The organism is Leyella stercorea DSM 18206 (genome assembly GCF_000235885.1).
Classification (GTDB): Bacteria; Bacteroidota; Bacteroidia; order Bacteroidales; family Bacteroidaceae; genus Prevotella; species Prevotella stercorea.
Window position 1 is genome coordinate 1 of the sequence record NZ_JH379407.1, and the last position, 1,852, is coordinate 1,852.

The 1,852-nt window shown below is 51.0% G+C and carries 3 protein-coding genes; 2 read left to right on the plus strand and 1 reads right to left on the minus strand.

The genetic code is table 11. From position 1 onward, the window contains the following. Positions 1-246 (minus strand): carbon starvation CstA family protein (locus tag HMPREF0673_RS04840; RefSeq protein ID WP_007898871.1); only part of this gene is annotated, 246 nt, incomplete at its 3' end. A 168-nt stretch (positions 247-414) separates the two neighbouring features. Between HMPREF0673_RS04840 and HMPREF0673_RS04845 the strand changes: the two genes are divergently transcribed. Both HMPREF0673_RS04845 and HMPREF0673_RS04850 read left to right on the plus strand, forming a co-directional pair. Further along, positions 415-735, plus strand: a complete 321-nt coding sequence (locus tag HMPREF0673_RS04845; protein WP_007898874.1) for a metal-sulfur cluster assembly factor — start codon at positions 415-417, stop codon at positions 733-735. A gap of 84 nt (positions 736-819) precedes the next feature. Beyond that, positions 820-1,584 carry a UDP-2,3-diacylglucosamine diphosphatase gene (locus HMPREF0673_RS04850; RefSeq protein WP_007898877.1) on the plus strand — a complete coding sequence of 255 codons (765 nt, stop codon included), beginning with the start codon at positions 820-822 and terminating at the stop codon, positions 1,582-1,584. The last annotated feature ends 268 nt before the right edge of the window (positions 1,585-1,852 follow it).

Genomic DNA, 1,852 nt, shown 5'->3' on the forward strand with positions numbered 1-1,852 from the left:
GATTCTTCCCCCTGGGTTTATCGGGTGAGCCCCCATGATTGCACCGAATATAGGTCCAGTACCGGCTATGTTAAGGAACTGTATCATAAACACCTTCCAATAAGGCATCGCGACATAGTCCAAGCCATCGGCTTGCGCCACAGCTGGCGTAACACGGTCGTCGGGTACGAAGATGCGCTCCACGAAGCGTCCATAGACAAGGTAGCCCAACACGAGGGCTGCCAGACTGATTAGGAATGTTATCATTTTTATTTAGTTATTTTGGTTACGTTATGCGCTGCAAAAGTATAGTTTTTTATCGTAACCGAGTAAGAAATACGATATTATTACTGCCGTAAAATTCGTTATTCGGATTATTTTCCTTAAATTTGCAATAATATATATATGTATATAACAAGCTAAAGATTTAAAGCAATGACACAGGAAGAAAAAACACATATAGAAGAACGCATCGTCGATGTGCTCAAGACGGTGTACGACCCCGAAATACCGGTGAACATCTACGACCTCGGACTCATCTACAAGATTGACGTGCAGGACGATGGCAACGTGGACATTGATATGACGTTCACTGCGCCCACATGCCCCGCTGCCGACTTCATCCTTGAGGACGTGCGACAGAAGGTCGACTCGCTCGAGCAGGTGAAGTCTGCCAACGTGAACCTCGTCTTCGAGCCGGTGTGGGACCAGAGCATGATGACGGAGGAGGCAAGGGTTGAGCTTGGATTCGACTAATTGCCGTTGGCAATGTGGAATGTTGAGTGTTGAATGTTGAGTTATGCGCAATGCGCATTATGAATTATCCAGTTTTGAATTCGCATGAAAAATGTATATTTCCTTAGCGATGCCCACCTCGGGTCGTGGGCCATCGACCACGGTCGCACTCAGGAGCGTCGACTCGTGAGGTTTCTCGACTCGATAAAGACAAAGGCACGCGCCGTCTATCTGTTGGGCGATATGTTCGACTTCTGGTGCGAGTGGCGCTACGTTGTGCCGAAGGGCTACACGCGTTTTCTGGGCAAGCTATCAGAACTGACCGACATGGGCGTGGAGGTGCACTACTTCACCGGCAACCACGACATCTGGACCTACGGCTACCTCAAAGAGGAGTGTGGCCTTATCGTGCACACCAAACCCGAGACGGTAGAGATCTACGACAAGGTGTTCTACATAGCGCACGGCGACGGACTTGGCGACCCCGACCGCCGCTTCAAGTTCATAAAGCGCGTATTCCACAACCGCACGTGCCAGGTGCTGTTCAACACGCTGCACCCACGCTGGGCTATGTGGTTCGGACTCACCTGGGCGAAGCACTCGCGTCTGAAGCGTGCCGACGGCAAGGAACCGCCGTACATGGGTGAGGACCGCGAGCACCTCGTGCTCTTTGCGAAGCAGTACATGAAGACACACAACGATGTCGACTACTTCATGTTCGGACACCGACACATCGAGCTCGACCTTTTCCTCTCGAAGAAGACACGCATGATGATTCTCGGCGACTGGATCACGCAGTTCACCTACGCCGTGTTCGACGGTGAGCACATGTTCCTTGAGGAGTATGTGGAGGGCGAGAGCCAGCCGTAAGCAGGAGATTCGGCGTAGAAGGATGCACTCATAGCAGGATATATAAAGACATGAAAAAGGGCAAAACTCACGATTGATGAGTTTTGCCCTTTTTGTATTTTAGGAGGTTATGGCATCCTGCCATAACCACGCTGCCTATAGCGTGGGTGCATGGGTATGAAATCCTGCCACAACCACGCTGCCTATAGCGTGGATACGTGGGTATGGAAACTTGCCATAACCACGCCGCCTATAGCGTGGGTGCGTGGGTATGGCAAGGATGCCATAC